Genomic DNA, 14,499 nt, shown 5'->3' with positions numbered 1-14,499 from the left:
AACACAGATGGCTAGGCGCTCCGACGAAGACAGTACGAGTAGTACGGCAAGGAGGGTGTTGCAGGGGTTTCAGACGACACTGTCGTCTGCCTGCGGAACGGCCCGGGCTTGCAAGCCCGGGGGCGCCCTGCAAGGGCAACAACGCCAGGTTAATTTCGCAACAGCCTCTAAGTGTGTTTAGCCGCTCATGCTGAGCTGCCCATGTGCACGCAGATGCAGATGCTTGAACAGCAGCGCTGCGGCGGCCACGAAGGCCGGCAAGGCCAGCAAGCTGAAAATGGCGCTCAGGCCCCAGCCGAATTGCAGCAGCTGGCCGCCGATCGCCGCGCCGAGAATTCCGCCGAGCCGGCCTATTCCCAGCATCCAGGCAACGCCGGTGGCGCGGCCCTGGGTTGGATAGAAGCCGGCCGCCAGCGCCGGCATCGAGGATTGCGCGCCGTTCATGCACAGGCCTGCAACAAACATCAACACGCCGAGCAGCACGGCGTCGCCGGTGCCGTGACCGATGGCATAGACGAAAATGCCTGTCAGCACGTAGGTGATCGCTATCGCCTTGTGCGCACTCATGCGGTCCATCAGCCAGCCCACCGCCAGCGTGCCGATCACGCCGCCGAGCGGAAACAAGGCGGTAATGGTACTCGCCTGCGCCAGTGAAAATCCGGCATTCTTGATCAGGGTCGGCATCCAGCTGGTAAGCAGGTAAAAAATCAGCAAACCCATGAAATAGGTCAGCCACAGCATGACCGTGCCAAAGCGGTAGCGCGCCGAGAAAATCACCGCCAGCACAGTCTTGCCGGCCAGCGCTACCAGTTCGGGAACAGTAAAACTGTCCTCAGTGGTGATCGAGCCTGGCGCGATCCGGTTCAGCACTGCGGCGATCTTGCTGTCCGGCCAGCGCCGCACCACCATGAAACGCGGCGATTCCGGCAACTGCAATAACAGCAGCGCCAGCAGCAGCGGCAGGCAGCCGCCGACAACGAACATGCTGTGCCAGCCGTAGCGCGGAATCATCCAGGCCGCCACAAAGCCGCCCAGCGCCGAGCCGAGGGTGAAGCCGCAAAACATGGTGTTGACGATCATTGAGCGCCGGCGTTGCGGCGCATATTCCGACATCAGGGTGACCGCATTCGGCATCGCGGCGCCCAGGCCCAGCCCGGTCAGGAAACGCAAGAAGGTAAGTATCTGGATCGAACCGGCAAACGCCGACATCAATGTCCAGAAACCGAACAGCAACACCGACGCCAGCAGCACCTTCTTGCGGCCGATACGGTCAGCCAGCGGCCCGGCCAGCAATGCGCCTATCGCCAGGCCGACCAATGCTGCACTCAGCACCGGCACCAAAGCAGCCTTTTCCACGCCCCATTCCTGGCTCAACGCCGGCGCCAGGAAGCCGATGATCGCGGTGTCGAAGCCATCGATGGCGATGATCAGGAAACACAGCCCCAGGATCAGCCATTGATAGAGAGAAAATGGTTTTTCGTCGATGAATTTCTGGACGTCGACAGCAGCCCGGGCGCTCATGTCGCGCTCCCGGAGAGTAAGTGAAAGATGCAAACGACACGAAGCTGTCGCGAACACATGGTGGTGCGCATTACGTTGTCTCCTGAATGTCCTATTCTTATATTTACGCCGCCGAAGCTGACCGCTTGTGCTTCAACGCCGCTTTTTATAACCGGTATGTCCCGCACAAATCCTTGCGTGCCTCCGGTTTGCTGAATACTAGGGCTTGCCCATGCGCGCATCAAGACGGCGATGTTGCGCGGCAAGCGTTTATCGCACAATCTGTGCGATAAACGCCCAAAACACTCCTGTTTTACATAGCCAAGCCAACATAGTTCTCCGCCAGCGCAGTCGCGGCGGCGCGTGAACTGACGACATATTCCAGCTCGGCTCGCTGCAACTCCTGCTGGAACGGCGAGGCATCGGCGAAAGTGTGCAGCATGCTGGTCATCCACCAGGAAAAATGCTCCGCGCGCCACACTCGCTTGAGCGCTGTTGCGGTGTAGCCGGCCAACAACTCTTGATTGCCCTTACCGTAAAACTGTTCGAATCCACGCGCCAGCAGCCGCACATCCGACACTGCCAGATTCATACCCTTGGCGCCGGTCGGCGGCACGATATGTGCGGCGTCGCCAGCTAGGAACAGCCGTCCGTATTGCATGGGTGTGGAAACAAAACTGCGCATGCCGATGATGTTCTTCTGGAATATCCGGCCTTCCTTCAACGCCCAGCCATCTTCACACGCCAGCCGCATGTTCAGTTCTGACCAGATACGGTCATCCGACCAGTTGCTCACGTCATCCTTGGGGTCGCACTGGAAGTACAGGCGCTGTACCGTCGGCGAGCGCGTGCTGACCAGTGCAAAGCCGCGCTGGTGCTGGGCATAGATCAATTCATCCGATGACGGCGGCGCTTCGACCAGTATGCCGAACCAGCCGAAGGGATAGCTGCGCTGGAAATCCTGGCGCGGATTCTCTGGAATCGCCGGCCGCGAAATACCATGGAAGCCATCGCAACCGATGATGAAATCGGCGCTGAGCACGCCAGGCTCGCTTTGATGCGTATAACGTACCGAGGGCGTCTCGTCATGGAGGTCGTGCAGACTGACATCGCTGACCTCGAACAGGATTTTTCCATCAGCGGCAAGACGAACAGCGACCAGGTCTTTGATCACTTCATGCTGCGCGTAGACGGTAATTGCACGCCCGGTCAGCGCCGTCAGGTCGATACGATGGCGGCGACCGCCGAAGGCCAGCTCTATGCCATGGTGCACCACACCCTCACGCTGCATCCTTGCGCCGACGCCACTCTCGGTCAGGATATCCATGGTTCCCTGCTCCAGCACACCGGCGCGGATAGTGGCTTCTATGTCATTACGGCTGCGGCTTTCCAGTACTATCGATGCGATACCGCTCAAGTGCAACAGATGCGACAGCAACAGGCCGGCGGGGCCGGCGCCGATGATGGCTACTTGCGTTTTCATTCGTCTTCTCCATGTTTATCAATTTTTTAAATCCCTGCTGGCTATAAATCCTAGTCCAGGCAGGCTTGGTAAAAAATGGATGAAAGGGAGAAAAACTTGTACTATTTTGACAGACACCTTTTCACAAGGACAAGATATGCGCGCCCGCCAGCCACTAAAAGAAGCCGCAGCAAGAGACATCCCGCAGTTCGCTTTGTATGGGGAAAACACGGCGATAACGAACGCTGAATTCGTCCATATCGAATTGATAGAAACCCGTAGCCGGCTGCACGACTGGCATATCCAGAACCACACCCACCCGGGCCTGTTCCAGATCCTGTTTTTATTCGCCGGCGAGGTACGCGCCGAGATCGACACCGCGCTCTGGGAATGCGAGGGGCCTGTGGTCATCACCATCCATCCTTCGGTGGCGCATGGCTTCGATTTCTCGAAAGAAGCACAAGGCTTTGTCTTGACGGTAGACCAGAATCTGCTGTTTGGCGACGAAAGCGGCGCCCATGCTGCGATGTTTTCCACCATCTTTGTCGAACCGCTGGCGCTCGATCTGAGCGCCAGCGACGAGACCCGGCAACGGATTGAAGCCCTGTTGCGGCAATTGATGACGGAAGCATCCTGGCCGCGTGAGGGACATACGCTGATGCTGGAATGGCTGGCGCGTAGCGTGCTGTTGCTGCTGGTACGCCTGCATTCCGATCACCGCTCGGCGGACCGTACCGGCCGTCACGATTTCGAACTGTTCAGCCGTTTTCGGGCTGCGGTTGAAGAGCATTACAAGGAGCAGTGGCAAGTCAGCCGCTTTGCTGACCGCTTGCACGTCAGCGAAAGCCGCCTGAACCGTCTGTGCCTCAGGCTCACCGGCAAATCGGCGTTCGACATGATCCAGCAACGCCTGATGCTGGAAGCCAGGCGCAAGCTGACCTACGTACCGTCAGGCGTGGCCAGCATTGCCTACGAATTGGGATTCCAGGATCCGGCATATTTCAGCCGCGCGTTCAAGCGATATACCGGGATGACGCCGAAACAATTCCGGCAGCAGGCTACTGATAATGGCCAATAAAGTCTGTACGAAGGGTAAAAATTTCGCGACAGCTTGGGCTTTCCCACCGCTGGATCAGAGACTCGGATGCAGACAAAGGTTGGCGGCCAGCCACCAACCTGCCAACCACTCCCGCTTAACGGTCGAACGCGGCCTGCAGTTCGCTTTTGCTGGTTTTTCCCTCGTGCAGCAACAACATGAGGAGCAGGCGCGCCTTTTGCGAACTCAGATCACCTGCCATCACGGCACCGGCATCAAAGGTCGTCTTGCCGCCACCAGGAAAACCGTATAGCGGTATGGTGCGTCCGTTATACACACGCGTCGAGATAACCACAGGAACATTCTTGGACAAGGCATATTTCACTGCGTCGAACATGGAAACATTCATGTTTCCCATGCCTACGGCCTGCACCACAATGCCCTTCGCGCCTTGGTCTACCGCGTAGCGCATCAACGCTCCGTCGGCGCCGCCAAACATAGGCAAGATTTCTACGCGCGGCATGTCGCCCGAGCCAATGTCGATGTGCTGACGACGCAACGGCGTACGTGAAAATACCACCTTGTCATCCCACACTTCACCCAGGAAACCGAAATCGCCGGACTTGAATGTCTCCACGTCGCCGGTATGGGTTTTGGTCACGCTGCGCGCAGCGTTGATCTGATTGTTCATTGCCACCATCACACCTTTGCCTTTGGCGTCGGGGCTAGTGGCAATACGAATTGCGTTGAGCAGGTTGCGCGGCCCGTCGAAGTCAGACTCCGACGCGTTGCGCTGGGCGCCAATCAATACAACGGGTTTATCGGACTTGACTGTCAGGTCGAGCCAATAGGCAGTCTCTTCCATCGTGTCCGTGCCTTGTGAAATCACCACACCCGACACTTCTTGCCTGGCAAGGGCGTCATCGACCGCCTTGGTCAGGCGCGACCACCATTTCGGCTCGACGTAGTTGGCCGACATGTTGGAGAAATTGTTGACCTCGATGGTTGCGTACTTGGCCGCATCGGGCACGGTTTTCATCAGGTCGTCGCCAGAAATTGCAGGGACGACTCCCTTTGTCACGGGATCGACTTTCATGGCAATGGTGCCGCCGGTAGCGATGAACTGTACGACGGGCTTGCCTTGCGCCAGCGCTGCGCCGGATACAAGACAACATGCCAGCAGAGCCAGAATGGGACGCATCGGCTTCGCCATGCGGCGCAATGCAGTTATCGAGTTATCCGGCTGTTGATTTTCGAGGGTGCTCATGAGGTCTCCTGATTGTGTGCTCACTGAAACGACTTGCAAATTTGCAAACGATGGGGTCAGCATGGACTTCTTCTTTTAGACTTACCCCAAGGCGGCATGTAGCAGACATCGTGCCAACCAAAGGGACACGCACCAAATGCTGCAAGATGCTGATTTGCTTTGCTTCTTTCCGTTGCCGTTGTCCGTCATTTGCGAAAATCCGGAATTTTGCGCCGGGCTCGTGCGGCTTTCCGCAAGATCAACGTGCCGGGACAGGCTTTGCCGACGCTAGTCTGCAAAACACGTTTGATATCGTCTTCAAGCCTGACAATCTAGAGTAAAGCCGCCAGCTCAACCTGTGCTTTTAGCAAGGGCGGCAAGCAGCGTTCGATGATTTCCTCGACCGGCATGCGCGCGGCATGCACGCTGATATTCATCGCCGCCACGGTATCGCCACGGAAGTTACGCAACGGCACGGCAATTGTCCGCAAGCCAAGTTCCAGTTCCTGGTCGACTATCGCGTAACCCTGGGCACGGGTGCGCGCCACTTCCAGCAATAACCTTTCCTTGTTGACGATGGTGAAAGAGGTGATCTGCTCAGGCTGCAGACGCGCCAGCAAGGCTTCGATTTCCTGCTGCGGCAGGCTGGCCAGCAGCACCCGGCCGTTGGCGGTGCAAAACGCCGGCACCCGGGTCCCCGGCTGCAAGGTCGCCGACACCACGCGCCCGGCGCTTACCGCAGCCACGCACACCAGCTCGTCATGATCCAGCACGCCGGCGGAAGCCGCCTCTTCCAGCGAATAAGCCAGGCGATACAGCAAGGGCTGCACGATGCGCGGCAAACGCGCTGAGTGCAGATAGGATTGCCCCAAGCGCAGCACCTTGGGTGTCAGCGAAAACAGTTTCTGCTCGTGACGGACATAGCCCAGATGCGCCAGGGTAATCAGGTATCGGCGCGCAGCGGCGCGAGTCAGGCCGGTGCGTTGCGCGACTTCGCTGATGGTGAGGCGCGAACGTTCCTGATCGAAGGCTTCGATCACCTGCAAGCCCTTTTCCAGGCCGGCAATCAAGTCGCGCTTTAATGGCCCTTCAGCCTCTGGCAAGTCAGTTTCAGGTGGCATATCAGCAGGAAGACGAGTGGTCATAGAATAAAACTGGATTTTGGGCGATTATCGCACAACAAGGGCGTTATGCGATTACAGCCGACATTCCACGGCTTGATCGCTCATTTTTCATTACCTATCATAGTCTCACCAGCTAACGAAACAAGCATTTGCGCGAATAACGCACAACATGCACCGCCAACCAACAAGGAATGCCTTCGTGAAATTCGACACCATCGCCAGCGGCGTCTATCCGGAATTGATTTACCCACCCTACCGTTCCACCGTCAAGCGCGGCCCGACCCAGCCGGCGCTACGCATCCACAGCGCCGATGCCGTGCAAACCAATCTGGCGATGCACGCCAGCCTGCTGCTGCCGCACGATATGGACCTGACCGCACAAGGCCAGGGGCAGCCTATTGGTGAAAAAATCGTCGTCAGCGGTCGCGTGCTCGATGAAGATGGCAAGCCGGTCCGCAACTCATTGCTGGAAGTCTGGCAATGCAATGCCGCGGGCCGCTATTGGCACAAGCGCGACCAGCATGACGCGCCGCTCGATCCTAATTTCTACGGCCTCGGCAAGATGCTGACCGGCGATGACGGCCGCTACCGTTTCGTCACCATCAAGCCGGGTCCTTATCCTTGGGGTAATCATGACAAAGCATGGCGGCCGGCGCATATCCATTTCTCCCTGTTCGGCAATGTCTATGCGCAACGCCTGGTGACCCAGATGTATTTTCCCAGCGATCCCCTATTCGACTACGATCCGATCTTCCAGAGCATTCCCGACCAGGCTGCGCGCCAGCGCCTGATCTCGCGCTTCAGCATGGAACAAACCGTTGGAGACCAGATGCTCGGCTATGAATTCGACATCGTCTTGCGCGGCCGCAATGCCACGCCCATGGGTCTTTAAGGAGCAACGACATGAGCAGCAATATCACCACCTCGCAAACCGTCGGCCCATTTCCGCATGAAGCCTGGCGCTGGGCTTTCGACGCTACCGCCACATTGCACGGCAGCGCAGCAACCATCGTCGTCAGTGGCGTCATCTACGATGGCGACGGCACACCCATCAACGACGCCATCATCGAAGCCTGGTTGCCGGACGCCGTTGCCGCCGAACAGGCGCAAGCGATTCCCGGTTTTCGCCGCGTACCCAGTGATGACGACGGCGCTTTCAGCATTGAGGTCTCGTTGCCGGCCGCCCCTGTCAGCGGAAAGCCGGTAATGTTCGTCACCGTGTTCGCGCGTGGGCTGACCAGGCACCAGTTCTGCGCCGTGTTCCTGCAGGACGATCCCGGCCTGGCGCAATCCGAAATCCTGCTGCAAGTCCCCGCCGAACGTCGCGGTACGCTGATTGCACATAAACAGGCGCAAGGCCAGTATCGCTGGGATATCCGGCTGCAAGGCGAGCAGGAAACCGTGTTCTTCGATTATGCTTGAGCGCACAACAACGGAGGCTCTGTGAGCGTTTCGATTTTCGACAGTTTCCTGACCACGCCGGAGATGATCGCCGTCTTCGACGACACCGAAATCGTACAAGGCATGTTCCGCTTTGAAGAAGCGCTGGCGCGCGCGCAGGCCGCCGAAGGCATGATTCCCGACACCGCGGCGCGCGCTATCGCCAGCGTCTGCAATGCGCAGTTGTACGATATACCAGCGCTGGTCAATGCCAGCCGCCGCGCAGGCAGTCTGGCGATCCCGCTGGTCAAGGAACTGACCAAGACGGTCGCGTTGTTCAATCCAGAATCCGCCAACTACGTGCACTGGGGCAGCACCAGCCAGGACGTGATCGACAGCGCCATGGCGCTCGCCACCGGCAAGGCGCTGGCATTGCTGGATCAGCGCTTGCAAAGCTTGATCAACCAACTGTTGCATCTGGCCGGGCAACATCTGGCGACGCCAGTGCTGGCGCGCACCTTGATGCAACCGGCGCAGGTCACCAGCTTCGGTTTCAAATTGTTGAACTGGACTGCGCCGTTATTGCGGTCGCGACTGCAATTACGCACCGTTGCCGCGCGCGCCCTGCGCGTACAGCTTGGCGGCGCAGTCGGCACCTTGGCGGTGATGGGTGCGCAAGGTCCGGCCGTGGCGCGCAGGGTTGCGCAAAATCTTGGACTAGGTGCAGCAGAACATGGCGCCTGGCATACCCAGCGCGATGAATGGGTGAGGCTCGGCCTGGAAATCGCGGTGCTGGCTGGCAGCCTGGGGAAGATCGCCACCGACCTCAGCCTGATGGCGCAAGGCGAGATCGGCGAACTGGCTGAACCTTCAGGCAACGGCCGCGGCGGCTCGTCCGCGATGCCGCACAAGCGCAATCCGGTTTCCGCCATGATCGCGCTGGCTGCGGCGACCCGTACGCCGCAGCACGCAGCGGCGCTGCTGGCCAGCATGGGCCAGCAGCACGAGCGTGGGCTCGGCAACTGGCAAGCCGAACTGGCGGAATGGCCAGCGCTATTCCTGAGTACCCATGGCGCCTTGTGTGCGCTGGATGAAGCCATGGCGGGCCTGCATGTGGACAGCGCCCGCATGCTGGAAAATATCAATGGCTTGCGTGGACTGATCTTCGCCGAGGCAGTGGCAGCCTATCTGGCTTCGGCGATCGGCCGTCCGCAAGCGCATGCAATGATGGAAGAACTCACGCAGCAGGTGATGGCAAGCGGCCAGGACTTGGCAACGCTGACGATTGCGGCCATCAGGAAAGATCCCGACCTGCGCGATAAAACCGACCTGGCTCACCTGCAAACGCTATTCGATCCTGTCACCGCCACCGCCGCAGCCGAGCGTCTGGCGCACCAGCAGTTACACGACTTGCAAGAAGCCGCTGCGGCGCTGGAACTGCGCGCAGAAAATCCCATCCCTTCCAATACCGAGGTGTCTCAATGAGCTACGATCCGATCGACCATGATTTTGAACGCGGGCTGGCGAATCGCCGCCAGATACTCGGCGACGCCTGGGTGGACCGTTTACTCTCCAACGCCACCGGTTTCAACGCGGAATTTCAACACCTGATCACCCGCTTCGCCTGGAACGAAATCTGGGGTCGCCCGGGGCTTGATCATAAAAGCCGCCGCATCATCGTGCTGGCCACCACTATCGCACTTGGCCGCTGGGAAGAGTTCGAGCTGCATACGCGCGCAGCCTTGCTCGGCGACGACGGCAACCGCCTGACGCCGGATGAGTTGAAAGAAGTGTTGATGCAAGCAGCGATCTATGCCGGCGTCCCTGCCGCCAATACCGCATTTACGCATGCACAGAAAATCTTGAGTGAAATCGGCGCGCAAATCGACTATGCGCCGATCCCATCGGCGCCTGCCGCCAGCAGCCATCCCGGCATCGGCAAACAAGGCAGGACCGGCAGCAAGCCGTCTTTACACTACACCGTGCGTGCGCCGCGCCACGGAAAAGCGCCGCGCCATACTGTCGTGCTCAGCCATGCCCTCGGCTGCGATCTCAGCATGTGGGACAAGCTTGCCAATCAGCTCGCCGCCGATTGCCGCGTGATCGCCTATGACCACCGCGGTCACGGCAGTTCAGACGCCCCGGCTGCTCTGTATTCCATTGTAGAACTGGCCGACGATGCAGCGCGCCTTTTGCGTGAGTTGGACAGCGGGCCGGTAGTATGGATCGGGTTGTCGATGGGCGGCATGGTCGGCCAGGAACTGGCGCTGCGCCATCCCGCCCTCGTCAGCGCATTGGTGCTGGCGAATACCACGTCAAGCTATCCCGATACAGCAAGGGCTGTCTGGCAGGAACGTATCGTGACAGTGCGGGAGCAAGGCTTGGAAGCGATCGCCGACGCCGTCATGGGGCGTTACTTCCACGATGCCTACCGGACTTCGCATGCAGCCGCCGTGGCGCGCTTCCGGCAGCGTCTTGTCAGTACCGACGTCGATGGCTATGTCGGCTGCTGCCATGCCGTCGGTAACGTGGAAATCACCGAGCGTTTGCCCCAGATCGCCGTGGCGACGCTGGTCATTGCCGGCGAACTGGACCAGGGTACGCCGCTGTCCATGGCGCAAGCGCTTGCCAGCGGAATTCCGCAGGCGCGCCTGCAGGTAATCAAGGATGCATCCCACCTGAGCGCAGTCGAACAACCGCAGGCCTTTGCCGACATCGTCATAGAGTTTTTGCGGACGCTGTGAATATGCCCCGGCACTTGATCTATTCCGCCAAAAGATCAACAATTGTTTCTGCCGGATGTTTTTCACAAGTTTGTCAACCGACCGCCCGGCCACTTGCGTTAATGAGCTGAACAATGAGTTGAAAACCGGCGCAAACGCCGCCATCAACCCTTGACGAAATAAGGAGACATCATGAACTCGAAAAGCATTGCTGTAATGTTATGCGCGCTGGCGCTGGCCGGCACCACCGGCGCAGCCAGCGCCAAGGGTTGCCTGAAAGGCGCCGCCGTAGGTGGCGTGGCTGGCCACTATGCAGGACATCACGCCGTGGTTGGCGCAATAGGAGGTTGTGTCGTCGGACACCACCTGGCCAACAAAAAGGCCGCCGACCAGGCTGCTGCCGCACATGCCGCCTCTCCTGCCGCGCAACCGGCCCCGGCCAAGTAAGCAACAGATAAACATTTTTGACTTGCCGGGCCGCAAGCAGGCTTTGGCGAAAACCTGACAGCAAGCCCGCGCCGAAGAAGATTCGCGCGGGCCTGTTTTTTATGCTGTAGAAAAGCCAGCCCTGCCAACAGCCGATGACGCTTGTTGGCATAATGAATGCCCTTGTACAGACTATGGGCACCATGAATTTCCTAGCAATCTCGGGCAGCCTGCGCGCCGCCTCGCACAATTCCGCCTTGCTACGCGCCCTGGCTCGCCTGGCCCCGGCCGGCATGCACATCGAGCTCTATTGTGGCCTCGGCGATCTGCCTCTGTTCAATCCTGACATTGAAGCCAGCGATCCGGCTCCGGTCGCAGACCTGCGTACCCGCATCATGGCCGCCGATGCGCTGCTGATCGCCAGCCCTGAATATGCGCACGGCATCACCGGCGCGATGAAGAATGCGCTCGACTGGATGGTCGGTTGCGAGGCTTTTGTGCTTAAGCCGGTGGCCTTGCTGAACGCTTCGCCACGGGCCGTACACGCGCAGGCATCCATCAGGGAAATAGTGACGATGATGTCGGCGCTGATCGTCGATGAAGCTAGCGTCACGGTACCCATCCTTGGCGCTAAACTCAGCGAAGATCAAATCGTAGCGCACCCGGAGATTTCTGTGACCTTGCGCGCCTCGCTGGCGGCGCTAAGCGACGCCGTGGCTGACAGCCGCGCAGAGCGCCGATAATTTTTACCTTGTATGATCGAATCCAGCTGTCAGCTATTACCGGCTGCATGCTCCTCCAAACGTCGTCTTATAAGGAAGCAACGACATGCCATACGTCAATATTCAAATCACCAAGGGCGCCAGCCGCCAGCAGAAGGAAGAACTGGTCAAAGATGTCACCGCCTCCCTGGTGCGCGTGCTAGGAAAAAAACCTGAACAGACGCACATCGTGATCCAGGAAATCAATGAAGACGACTGGGGCTTCGGCGGGATGCTGTCGGACGACTACAAGAAGCTGCACGGCTGAAGAGTGACCGGCTTCCCGGTTGCCGGGAAGCCGGGATACTACGCATGCCAACAACCGTTCTATCGCAGCGCCAGTAACAATCCCAACGCGATTGCGGCAGGCAAGGCCTGGATGAACAGGATCTTCCGGCTCACCGTGAGCGCGCCGAAAATACCGGCGACGATCACACAGGCCAGGAAAAATATCTTGATCGACAGACCCGCGCCGCCAAGACACAGCCCCCAGGCCAGGCCTGCCGCCAGAAAACCGTTATACAAACCTTGATTGGCGGCGAGCGCCTTTGATGCGGAAGCAAACTCTTGCGTCAACCGGAACGTCTTAAGGCCGAACGGCTTATCCCACAAGAACATCTCAAGCACCAGAAAATAGACATGCAGCAAAGCGACCAAGGCGATCAGCAGATTGGCGACAGTATTCAAAACGGACTCCCTTATTATTTAATTGATTAATTGATGAATGCGGCGCATGCGTAGCAAGCACTCTCGATACTGTCTACTATGAAGCCGATTCGGCCGGCTTGGTCTGTTGCGCTGCCAATTCTGCATCCAGCGCCGTCACCCTTTGCACCGCCGGGCGGGCGTTGACCCTGTCTATATACGCCTGGATCACCGGCGACATCGGCACGATCTGGAAGCCGGTAGTCCACGTCAGCGCGGTGCCCCACAGGACATCGGCGGCACTGAATTTATCTCCAAGGATGTACGGCCCCTTCTCCAGTTGGTCGGTCAAGGTCTTCAGCATGGTGTCGAAGTCGCCGTAAGGCAGCATCGAGGCCGCTGCCGGAGCAACCTTGCGCGCCCGATCGACCACTGCCGGTTCGAAACAGGAGCCGTAATAAACCATCCAGCGCAGATAAGGGCCGCGCAAGGGATCGTCAAGCGCCGGCGCCAGGCCTTTATCCATATACAGGTCAGCCATGTAAAGGAAGACGGCGGGCTGTTCGGTGATCAGCGCCTCGCCGTGCCTGATCGCCGGCACTTTGCCCATCGGGTTGATGGCCAGGTAGGCAGCGCCACGCTGTTCTCCGGCTTTCATGTTGAGGACGTGCAGTTCATAGTCTGCACCAAGCTCTTCCAACAAAATGCGTGCGCCCTTGGAACGCGTATTTGGGCAATGGAAAAGAGTAACGCGACGGCTTTGTGTCATGACGCTTTCCTTTTAGTTTTTTGTGCGGCGACTGGAATTCGTAATATATCTCAAGGATAGATGACACATTAAGAAACAAACCGTGAATATCTCCCTGCCAAGGTAGTCGAAAACCTCTATTTTCCTTCCACAAAAGCCTGCGTCATTAATCTATTGACAAGCAAATCCCGCCATCGCAGGGAATAGCGCAAATCGATTCTTCTTCATAGAGAAAACCCCGCAGAAATACCAGCTATTTCGCACGTCAGGGACAGCATTATTCTGTAAATGGGTAATGAAAATTGTAAGTAAATGCACAGGACACATTTTTATCGACCTGGCTTCGTACAATCGATAGCACTGAACTCATTCAGGAGCGCACTATGAAACAGCAACTCAGCATCGCAGCAATCATCGCCGGACGTTTTTCGTCTTTCGTGAAACCGCTGTCAAAGAACCAGGGCGATTCCAATGTCATCCTCAAGAATGCACCGCCTCCGGCCAAGCCGGAAGCCGCGCCGCACTCGCGCGCCGGACTGGTGTGGAGTCCTGGTTTCTGGGATTACGTCGATGGCTGGTACGTATGGGAAGCCGGCCACTGGGAACTCGATCGCACCGATCAGCAATACCTCAAGCCGGGCTGGCAAAAAGTCATCCATGGCTGGAAGTTGCAACGTGGCGAATGGCAAGTGAAATCGGTTAATTTCATCCGCAACGCGGCGACGGCCAAAGAGCAGGATGGCAATGCAAGTTCGCAATACGATCCGCTGGCGGCGTTCCGCTAAGCGCTGAAAAAACAGCACGGCAGTGACCGCAGACAAAAATCGCCACAATGTGGCGATTTATTTGTACCACCAGATCTATCCTACCCGCGTCACCAGCACATCACGGCGTGCCTGACTGCGTTCCTGGCAACGGAAGCAAATCCAACGTCGGGATTTATTGCGCATGACGAAATCGCCTTCAGTTACCGCCACTTCGCCCTGATGATGTGAGCAGAATCGTTTGCCTGTCACGTTCGCTGTGGCCTGGGTAACCAGCGCCAGCCGGTCTTGTCGTTGCAGATATGCGGTCATTGCTGATTCTTCCTTCTACAAATACTTGTCTGCCTGCCCGCGTGCAGAGCCCAGCACCCGGAACGCAGAATTTTCTAGTGCCGTCACTATTTCCCGAACGGATTGATATTGACGGCGTCTTTCGGCTTTTCCGACGTACCCGCTGCGTTGACGCCATGGTCTTGCGCCGCAACGACGGTCGCATCATGGTCGGCAGCGCTCGAATCCTCCGCTGCCCAAACGGCATAAATGCCGCCAAGGCCAAGTACCAGGGCGGCGATCAGCCAGGCCAGATTCGATTTGTTCATGTCAGTTCTCCGTACGCCATCGCAGTTCTGTCAAACCACTTTATGCCGCTCAGTCTTGCCACTGTCACTTCGTCACCGCTGCAGA

The 14,499-nt window shown here is 58.3% G+C and carries 17 protein-coding genes; 9 read left to right on the top strand and 8 right to left on the bottom strand.

Features of this window, described 5'->3' with window-relative positions:
• Positions 1–177: 177 nt before the first annotated feature.
• Together LT85_RS08900 and LT85_RS08895 are read right to left on the bottom strand one after the other, a co-directional pair.
• Positions 178–1,521: an aromatic acid/H+ symport family MFS transporter gene (locus tag LT85_RS08900; protein WP_038487611.1), complete on the bottom strand. Its 1,344-nt coding sequence runs from the start codon at positions 1,519–1,521 to the stop codon at positions 178–180.
• Positions 1,522–1,813: 292 nt separating this feature from the next.
• Positions 1,814–2,983, bottom strand: a complete 1,170-nt coding sequence (locus LT85_RS08895) for a 4-hydroxybenzoate 3-monooxygenase (RefSeq protein WP_038487608.1) — start codon at positions 2,981–2,983, stop codon at positions 1,814–1,816.
• Positions 2,984–3,119: 136 nt separating this feature from the next.
• Here LT85_RS08895 and LT85_RS08890 point away from each other — a divergent pair, with 136 nt between their 5' ends.
• Positions 3,120–4,040: a helix-turn-helix domain-containing protein gene (locus LT85_RS08890; RefSeq protein WP_038487605.1), complete on the top strand. Its 921-nt coding sequence runs from the start codon at positions 3,120–3,122 to the stop codon at positions 4,038–4,040.
• 115 nt (positions 4,041–4,155) lie between these two features.
• On the opposite strand, the gene LT85_RS08885 is transcribed toward LT85_RS08890, so the two are convergent.
• Positions 4,156–5,199, bottom strand: coding sequence for an asparaginase (locus LT85_RS08885; RefSeq protein ID WP_437177296.1), 1,044 nt, complete (start codon positions 5,197–5,199; stop codon positions 4,156–4,158).
• Positions 5,200–5,576: 377 nt separating this feature from the next.
• Entirely contained in the window at positions 5,577–6,389 is an 813-nt protein-coding gene (locus LT85_RS08880; RefSeq protein WP_437177286.1) for an IclR family transcriptional regulator domain-containing protein, read from the bottom strand.
• A gap of 178 nt (positions 6,390–6,567) precedes the next feature.
• Between LT85_RS08880 and pcaH the strand changes: the two genes are divergently transcribed.
• The 7 genes from pcaH to LT85_RS08845 all read left to right on the top strand — a co-directional run bounded on the left by pcaH (position 6,568) and on the right by LT85_RS08845 (position 11,926).
• Entirely contained in the window at positions 6,568–7,260 is a 693-nt protein-coding gene (gene pcaH / locus LT85_RS08875) for a protocatechuate 3,4-dioxygenase subunit beta (protein WP_038487598.1), read from the top strand.
• 11 nt (positions 7,261–7,271) lie between these two features.
• On the top strand, positions 7,272–7,790 hold the full coding sequence (locus LT85_RS08870) for a protocatechuate 3,4-dioxygenase (protein ID WP_038487595.1): 519 nt from the start codon (positions 7,272–7,274) through the stop codon (positions 7,788–7,790).
• A 21-nt stretch (positions 7,791–7,811) separates the two neighbouring features.
• Positions 7,812–9,233 (top strand): lyase family protein, encoded by a 1,422-nt coding sequence (locus LT85_RS08865; RefSeq protein ID WP_052134933.1) that lies wholly within the window; start codon positions 7,812–7,814, stop codon positions 9,231–9,233.
• Positions 9,230–10,492 (top strand): bifunctional 4-carboxymuconolactone decarboxylase/3-oxoadipate enol-lactonase PcaCD, encoded by a 1,263-nt coding sequence (pcaCD, locus tag LT85_RS08860; protein WP_038487592.1) that lies wholly within the window; start codon positions 9,230–9,232, stop codon positions 10,490–10,492. The genes LT85_RS08865 and pcaCD overlap by 4 nt, the downstream gene beginning before the upstream one ends.
• A 171-nt stretch (positions 10,493–10,663) precedes the next feature.
• Positions 10,664–10,918 (top strand): hypothetical protein, encoded by a 255-nt coding sequence (locus tag LT85_RS08855; protein WP_038487589.1) that lies wholly within the window; start codon positions 10,664–10,666, stop codon positions 10,916–10,918.
• 182 nt (positions 10,919–11,100) lie between these two features.
• Positions 11,101–11,640 (top strand): NADPH-dependent FMN reductase, encoded by a 540-nt coding sequence (locus LT85_RS08850; protein ID WP_038495580.1) that lies wholly within the window; start codon positions 11,101–11,103, stop codon positions 11,638–11,640.
• A gap of 85 nt (positions 11,641–11,725) precedes the next feature.
• Positions 11,726–11,926, top strand: coding sequence for a tautomerase family protein (locus tag LT85_RS08845; protein WP_038487586.1), 201 nt, complete (start codon positions 11,726–11,728; stop codon positions 11,924–11,926).
• Positions 11,927–11,985: 59 nt separating this feature from the next.
• Here the strand turns inward: LT85_RS08845 and LT85_RS08840 are convergent, their stop codons facing one another.
• Positions 11,986–12,345 carry a DUF1304 domain-containing protein gene (locus LT85_RS08840; RefSeq protein WP_038487583.1) on the bottom strand — a complete coding sequence of 120 codons (360 nt, stop codon included), beginning with the start codon at positions 12,343–12,345 and terminating at the stop codon, positions 11,986–11,988.
• Between the two features lie 76 nt (positions 12,346–12,421).
• A complete protein-coding gene (locus LT85_RS08835) occupies positions 12,422–13,072 on the bottom strand; it encodes a glutathione S-transferase family protein (RefSeq protein ID WP_038487580.1) in 651 nt (216 codons plus the stop codon).
• A 362-nt stretch (positions 13,073–13,434) separates the two neighbouring features.
• Between LT85_RS08835 and LT85_RS25305 the strand changes: the two genes are divergently transcribed.
• Positions 13,435–13,836, top strand: a complete 402-nt coding sequence (locus LT85_RS25305; protein ID WP_052134930.1) for a hypothetical protein — start codon at positions 13,435–13,437, stop codon at positions 13,834–13,836.
• Positions 13,837–13,911: 75 nt separating this feature from the next.
• Here the strand turns inward: LT85_RS25305 and LT85_RS08825 are convergent, their stop codons facing one another.
• Positions 13,912–14,127, bottom strand: a complete 216-nt coding sequence (locus LT85_RS08825) for a hypothetical protein (RefSeq protein ID WP_038487577.1) — start codon at positions 14,125–14,127, stop codon at positions 13,912–13,914.
• An 86-nt stretch (positions 14,128–14,213) separates the two neighbouring features.
• Positions 14,214–14,414 carry a hypothetical protein gene (locus LT85_RS08820; protein ID WP_038487574.1) on the bottom strand — a complete coding sequence of 67 codons (201 nt, stop codon included), beginning with the start codon at positions 14,412–14,414 and terminating at the stop codon, positions 14,214–14,216.
• Between the last annotated feature and the right edge of the window lie 85 nt (positions 14,415–14,499).

Origin of the sequence: Collimonas arenae (genome assembly GCF_000786695.1) — a bacterium.
Taxonomy (GTDB): Bacteria; Pseudomonadota; Gammaproteobacteria; order Burkholderiales; family Burkholderiaceae_D; genus Collimonas; species Collimonas arenae_A.
This window is presented reverse-complemented; position numbering and strand designations above follow the sequence as displayed.